General features: G+C 64.7%; 7 protein-coding genes. 3 read left to right on the top strand and 4 right to left on the bottom strand.

Annotated features, from left to right (window positions below):
- The first annotated feature begins 32 nt into the window (after positions 1 to 32).
- Both ACG2LG_RS08550 and ACG2LG_RS08555 read left to right on the top strand, forming a co-directional pair.
- On the top strand, positions 33 to 1,181 hold the full coding sequence (locus ACG2LG_RS08550; protein ID WP_396258116.1) for an FtsW/RodA/SpoVE family cell cycle protein: 1,149 nt from the start codon (positions 33 to 35) through the stop codon (positions 1,179 to 1,181).
- Between the two features lie 47 nt (positions 1,182 to 1,228).
- Positions 1,229 to 1,561 (top strand): DUF2007 domain-containing protein, encoded by a 333-nt coding sequence (locus tag ACG2LG_RS08555; RefSeq protein WP_396258118.1) that lies wholly within the window; start codon positions 1,229 to 1,231, stop codon positions 1,559 to 1,561.
- A gap of 21 nt (positions 1,562 to 1,582) precedes the next feature.
- Here the strand turns inward: ACG2LG_RS08555 and ACG2LG_RS08560 are convergent, their stop codons facing one another.
- From ACG2LG_RS08560 to ACG2LG_RS08575, 4 genes are all read right to left on the bottom strand, one after another.
- Positions 1,583 to 2,422, bottom strand: coding sequence for a type II CAAX prenyl endopeptidase Rce1 family protein (locus tag ACG2LG_RS08560; protein WP_396258120.1), 840 nt, complete (start codon positions 2,420 to 2,422; stop codon positions 1,583 to 1,585).
- 397 nt (positions 2,423 to 2,819) lie between these two features.
- Positions 2,820 to 4,370: an arylsulfatase gene (locus ACG2LG_RS08565; RefSeq protein ID WP_396258122.1), complete on the bottom strand. Its 1,551-nt coding sequence runs from the start codon at positions 4,368 to 4,370 to the stop codon at positions 2,820 to 2,822.
- A gap of 207 nt (positions 4,371 to 4,577) precedes the next feature.
- Positions 4,578 to 5,243, bottom strand: a complete 666-nt coding sequence (locus ACG2LG_RS08570; protein ID WP_396258124.1) for a DUF4230 domain-containing protein — start codon at positions 5,241 to 5,243, stop codon at positions 4,578 to 4,580.
- 6 nt (positions 5,244 to 5,249) lie between these two features.
- The gene (locus ACG2LG_RS08575; RefSeq protein ID WP_396258125.1) at positions 5,250 to 5,693 is read right to left on the bottom strand and encodes a hypothetical protein; all 444 of its coding nucleotides are present in this window, start codon (positions 5,691 to 5,693) and stop codon (positions 5,250 to 5,252) included.
- A gap of 109 nt (positions 5,694 to 5,802) precedes the next feature.
- Here ACG2LG_RS08575 and ACG2LG_RS08580 point away from each other — a divergent pair, with 109 nt between their 5' ends.
- Positions 5,803 to 6,348 carry a DUF456 domain-containing protein gene (locus tag ACG2LG_RS08580; protein ID WP_396258127.1) on the top strand — a complete coding sequence of 182 codons (546 nt, stop codon included), beginning with the start codon at positions 5,803 to 5,805 and terminating at the stop codon, positions 6,346 to 6,348.
- Positions 6,349 to 6,455 lie beyond the last annotated feature (107 nt).

The following is a 6,455-nucleotide window of genomic DNA, read 5'->3' on the forward strand; positions in this document are numbered from 1 at the left end:
GAACTCTGAACTCTGAACTCTGAACCTCGACCGTGACCCGTTACCTGAACCTGGCTCTCTGCACCGCCGTGGCGGCGCTGGTGGCGCTGGGTCTGGTGATGCTGGCGAGCACCAGTGCCTGGGTGAAGGGGGCGGAGGAACCCTACTACTTCTTCGTGCGGCAGAGTTGGATGGCGGTGGCGGGGGTCGTCGGCGCGTTCTTCCTCGCCACGCTGAATCCCGACCACCTGCGCAAGATCTGGCCGTGGCTGCTGCTGGCCGGCTGCCTGCTGCTGGCATTGTGCTACGTGCCCGGGGTCGCGGCGGATATCAATGGCGAGCGGCGCTGGATCCACTTTCCGGTGGTCAACCGCTTCCAGCCGTCCGAGGTGGCCAAGGCCCTGACGATGATCGGCCTCGCCGGGTGGTTTGCGCGCTGGCAGACCGAGATCCCGACCTTCTGGAAAGGCTTCGTCGTGCCCGGGATCCTGCTGGGAGTGCCCTTCGCGCTGATTCTCTTCGAGACCGACATGGGCACGGCCGTCGGTCTTGGTGCGGCCGGCTTTGCGGTCCTCTTCACCGCCGGCGTGCGCCTGATCTATCTGATTCCGACCGTCCTCGCCGGAGCGACCGGGTTCTACCTGCTCGTCCGCGCGAACGAGAACCGCTGGAGCCGCATCGAGGCGTGGTTGAATCTGGAGGATCCCTATCACCAGATGCACAAGGGCCTGCAGCAGTGGCGGGCGCTGCTTGCCTTCGGCAACGGCGGAACGAAAGGGCAGGGGCTGGGCAACGGCTTCGAGAAGTTCGGCCACATGCCCTATGCCCACACCGACTTCATCTTTCCCAACATCGGCGAGGAACTCGGACTCTATGGCACGCTCGCGACGGTGCTCTGCTACGTCGTCATCGCCGTGGCCGGCATCGGCATCGCGCTGAATGCCTCGAACGTCTTCAACCGATGCCTCGCGATCGGTCTGACCGCCGTGATCGTGGTGCCGGCGATGATCAACATCGCCGTGACCACGGCGGTGCTGCCCAATACCGGTCTGCCGCTGCCCTTCGTCAGCTACGGTGGCACCAACCTGGTCTTCACGCTGGCTTCCGTGGGCCTGCTCTGCGGCATCCATCGCCGCTCGAGACTGGATCGCCGGCCCGACTCCGGTCTCACCGCCCGGAAGACCTACGAGGTCCGGCTCTGACGAGGTCCTTCTTGTCGAGCCCGGGAAATGATCGATGGTCTTCACCGATGATTGAGATTCTCCGCGAGCCGGACCTGATTCGCATTGCCCCCTTGAGCCAGATGCTTGAAGCGGCAGGGATCCGGACCTTCATCCGCAACGAGCATGTCTCGGTGACCGAGCCGACCCTGCCGGTCTTCTCGCCGGCCCTGTGCATCATGGATGAAGGCGACCACCAGCGGGCGCTGGAGCTGATCCGGGAGTTCGAGGAGGCACCGTCGGGAAATCCCGACGAACTGGTGAAGTGCCCGGCCTGTGGCGAGGAATCGCCGGGCACCTTCGCCCAGTGCTGGAGCTGTCATGGCGAGCTCGGGCCGGCGGGTTCACCACCGCCTCGGTGAGAGCCCCAAAGGGGCTTTTTCTCAGAAACCCTTCCGCCACAGGAAGTCCATCCCGTAGGTCGGGTAGTAGGTCTGGACGATGAAGGCGACGAGGAAGTAGTCGACGACGAGGTGGACGATGAGGACCCACAGCAGCCCCTCGGATTTTTCGTACATCGCGCCCTGGGTGAGGGCGAAGAGATAGACCACTGCCACACCGAGGCCGACGAAGGCCATGTCGTAGAGCACGGCGGTGTAGAGCACGGCCTGCAGGGCATTGGCGACGCGGTAGGAGAACAGGCTCCGGAGCAGGGCGTAGCCGGTGTTGATGAAGAACAACTCATCCCAGATGCCGACGAGATTGATCCCGATGAACAGCCGCCGGATTTCGCTGTCGTCGGCCTCGGCGGGCATGCTCCACTGGCGGAACAGCTCGTTGTCAAAGAGTGCGAGGTTGCCCCACTCGTAGCCGCGCAGGACCATCCACGCGAGGGGGACGGAGAGAATGGTGTAGATGATGTCCGCCTTGCGCCAGCGCAGCGGCTTGAAGCGGTAGCGGATGATCCTGGCGTCGTCCCACCGCTGCACGATCAGGGGAACGATCAGGACCAGCATGAAGACGATGCCGAGTCGGATGAAGTTCTCGTTGGAAAGGTCGGGTGTGATGTCGGTGATGCCGAGCAGCAGGACGCAGCCGAGCAGCACGCCCAGACGCAGCCGCAGGCGCTTTTCCGGGTCCCTCGCCAGCAGCACGACCGTGGCGACGAAGAAGAGCCCGCCGAGCACGAATTGGTGGGCGGGAATGAGCAGGATGATCGAGGCCGCGAAGCAGACCAGCAGCGCGATCCGGCTGCGGGTAAGGGTCAGCTCGAGACTTTCCATGGCGGTGGATCATTGATGGGGGCCGGGAGGTGCGCAAGTCGGGCATCGACACCGTGTCGTCGGAAGGACCCGTGGATCGGTCGCAGGTGATTGTCTCGCGTGGGTGACGTGAGGCCGACGCCGGAGGCGTCGCATGATGGCAGCCGGGGGTCGAGTCCGCGCAGCGGACGACCACCCCCGGATTCGTCGAAAGTAGAGTTGCACCCCGGGAGGGGTGCCATGGTGGGGGCGCTTCGAGTCCCAAGGGCAGGCATTTCCGGGTCCCATGGCATGCCTCCAGCATGCGGTTTTCCGGCGGGCGGGAATCCGGTGGTGTCGCTCGTTCCTCGCTCAACCACCGGCTACCGTCATGCGACGCCTCCGGCGTCCAGCTTGTCGGGACCACCCACGCCTGTGATCATTGCGCTTTGACCTCCTCGGATTTGGCGAGGGCGGGGAAGCGCTCAAGCAGTCCTGGATGAAAGGGGATCTGGCCATGATTGGCTTGGTTCGGGCCGGGGGTGGTGCGGCCATTGTTGATGAGGGTGACGAGCTCCTGCACCAGTTCCTCGACCTTGTCGGGGTGTTCCGCTTCCAGGTTCTTCGTTTCGCCGAGGTCTTCGGTCAGCTCGAACAGCTGCACCCGTGGCAACTCCTTGTTCTTCCACGCTTGATTCGGCTTCGGATCCGACCAGCCGCCGGATCCCGGGCAGAGGCAGAGCTTCCAGGGGCCCTTGCGGATGGCGAAGGAGCCGTTGATCGAGTGATGGACGGTGGCGGGGCGGGCCTGCTGATCGGCCCCGGTAAGCGTCGGGAGAAATGACACGGAATCGGGCGCATCGGCTTCTCCGAGCGGCTGCGAGATGGCTTCGGCGACGGTGGCGAAGATGTCGGTTTGGCAGATGGTGCGATCGCTGGTCGACGTCGCGGCGACCTTGCCGGGCCAGCGGACCAGGAAGGGCACGCGGTGGCCCCCCTCATAAATGTCGGCCTTGTGGCCGCGGAGGTTTCCGCTCGGGTGATGGTCGTGCTTCGCGAGGTCCTCGAACTTCGCCTGCGGCGAGCAGCCGTTGTCGGTGGTGAAGATGAGCAGCGTGTCCTCGGCGAGCTTGCGTTCATCCAGTTCGGTCATCACCTCGCCGACGACCCAGTCGGTCTCCATCAGGAAGTCGCCGTAGGGGCCGAGATGCGACTTCCCCTGGAATCGCTCGGACGGGGTGATGGGTGTGTGGGGCGATGTGAGCGGGAGGTAGAGGAAGAAGGGTTTTCCGGCTTCGGCGGCGCCTCCGATGAAGGCGCGGGCCTCGCGGGCGAAGTCGGGGAGGCACTGCTCGGGTTCCATGCCTTTCACGGCGGGACCCCAGCGGTTGCTCCAGAAGGTGGCGGAGATGGTCGGCTGCTCGATCACCTCGTCGTTGCGGAGATAGACGTAGGGCGCCATGTCGAGCGAGGCGGGAAACAGAAAGTCCTCGCTGAAACCGAGGTCGGTCGGGCCGTTGGAGGCCTTCTTGGAGAAGTCGATGTCCCAGCCGGCACCCTTGGTCGGGCCTTCGGCGGCCTCGCCCTTCTTCGGGAGCTTTGCCCAGTCGAGGCCGAGGTGCCATTTGCCGATGACGGTCGAGTGGTAGCCGTGCTTTCCAAGAAAGGCGGCGATGGTGGTTTCGCCGTTCCGGATCAGGGTCGGGCTGGGGCCTCCCAGCACCCCCTTCTTCAGCGGCGAGCGCCAGTTGTAGCGGCCGGTGACCAGCGCGTAGCGGGTGGGGGTGCAGACGGACGACGCGCTGTGACCGTCGGTGAAGCGCATGCCTTCCTTCGCCAACCGGTCGAGGTGGGGAGTCGGCGCCTTGCCGCCGTTGTGGGAGACGTCGCCGATCCCCATGTCGTCGGCGAGGATGACGATCACATTGGGCGTTGCGGCCGTGAGCGATGAGGCAAGGGCAAGGAGCAGAATGAGGAACGGGCGGAACATGTGTGAGGGAAACGCTGTGATGGGTGAAAAGCTATCTGGAATCCTTCGCCGTGGCTCATTGGCCCGCTGGCGATCTGACTGCCGGTGGCGTGAGCGTCCCGGTCATGATTGGTCCGGGTGGGACCGGCTCCCGGGGATGGAGGTTTCGGATTGGCGCCCCGGGCATCGGCGTTCATGACCGGGACGGTCATGCCACAAGTGGGTGTTTCAGCGTTCGCTGCCTTCTTCCTCCGGTCGTTCGACGCGGACGTTGGCGCTGCCCATCAGGCTTTGGACCCGGTCGCGCAGCGTGGAGTCGACAAGGTCGAGCGCCCCGCTTTTCGCGGCTTCCATGCGCATCTGCTGGCGTAGCTCGCGAAGCAGCGTGGCCCGGTCCTCGGCGGTCACCTCGTTCCACCAGCCGTCTTTCTCGCTGAGTACCTCGAAGTCGATCAACTCGACGCCGAGGATCTCGGGCTCGGGGAATCGTGCGACCGGGATCCCGTCCTCGATCTGCAGCGAAACCCCGGGCTTGAGACGGTAGCCGGCGGTCACGCGGTAGTCGCCGCGGATGATCAGGCGTTTGGTCCCGGCTGACAGGTATTTGAGAACGAAGGCCTCGTTCTCGAAGCTGCGGGTGGCGGACATCCGAAGTTCGAGCAGCGAGAGTTCGTGGATTTCGTTGCGTTGGACGACCTCGGCCCGGCCTTCGATGATGGTGGTGTCGGAGTGGGTCAGCGCGCCCAGGACCTTGTCGAGCCCCTCTCCCATTCCCGAGGCGGCGCCGCCGACCGAGCGCTCGAAGGCGCGGAAGCCGAACAGGACGAGGATGACGACCGCCGCGAGCAGCGAGAGCCAGCGGACGGTCTTCCAGAGTTCGGGATGATGGGACATGAGGGATCAGGAGGCCGGGCGTTCGCGGCTCGGAAGCGTCGCATAGGCGGGGATGCCTGTCACGAAGCTGTAAACCAGGGCGATCGCCAGCATCCGCAGGCTGACGGTGAGAAGCGTGAACGGGAAGCCCGCGAAGAGACCGATGATCAGGGCACAGACCCCGATCAGCGCGCCGAAGACCAATGGAAGCACGGTGGCATTGAGCAGCATCGAAACGAAGACCCCGCCGCGGAAGGCTCCGTCGGTGGAGCGGGGGTCATCGCGGTCGCGGGGCAGGAGGCCGGTGACGAAGCTTCCCACCATCAGGCAGCCGATGCCGGCCCAGGCGGTGGGCCAGTCGAGTGGAAGCATCCCGCCGATGAACAGGATCATCCCCGCCACCAGCAGGAGCCAGGCGAGCTTGAAGGGCACGGACATGCCGCGCAGAAGTTGGCGGGTCTTGGAGAACACCACGGGGGATCCTACGGTGCCGGGCGGGGATTTCTGAGTGGAAACTGACCGAGGTATTGGAGCGGGGTCGCGATTGCATTCGGGAGCACCAGCACGTAGCAGTCGTCGCGTGTGGGAAGCGATCACGGATTGGGGCGGTTGGTATGGCTTGAGCGTCGGTGGCGCCTGGGCCGTTACGGTCGGTCTGCTCGTCGTTGGCTTTGCCGGTTGTTTCATTCCGGTGATTCCCGGGCACCTGATGATCCTGCTGGCGGCGGTTTCGCACCGGCTCACCCTCGGGTGGTTGCTGGAGCGCGATTCCGGGGTGGAATGGTGGACCTTCGTGATTCTCGGCATCCTTTTGGCGATCGGTCAGGCCTTTGATCTCCTGAGCGGCGCGGCGGGGGCCAAGTGGTTCGGCGGCACCAAATGGGGGGCGGCCGGCGCGATCGTCGGGGGCATCGTGGGGATGTTCTTCATGCCCTTCGGCCTGCTTCTGGGGCCGCTGGCCGGGGCCTATGCCTTCGAGGCCTGGTTTGCGAAGCAGGAAACCAAGCCGGCGATGATTTCCGGCGTCGGATCGGCCGTCGGCACCCTGGCCAATTTGGTGGTCAAGGTGATCATCGGCATGATCATGATCGTCTGGTTCCTCATCGACATCTGGTTCATCGGGTAGGGTGGGGCATCCAGTGTCCCGCGCGGCAAGAGCGTTGACTTTCGCGCGAGAGATTTTTTCCAAATGCAAGGCGTGACGAGGGAGCAAATCGAGATTTGTGACCGAGG

The sequence above is a fragment of the Haloferula sp. A504 genome (assembly GCF_044385805.1).
In the GTDB taxonomy this organism is placed as follows: domain Bacteria; phylum Verrucomicrobiota; class Verrucomicrobiia; order Verrucomicrobiales; family Akkermansiaceae; genus Haloferula.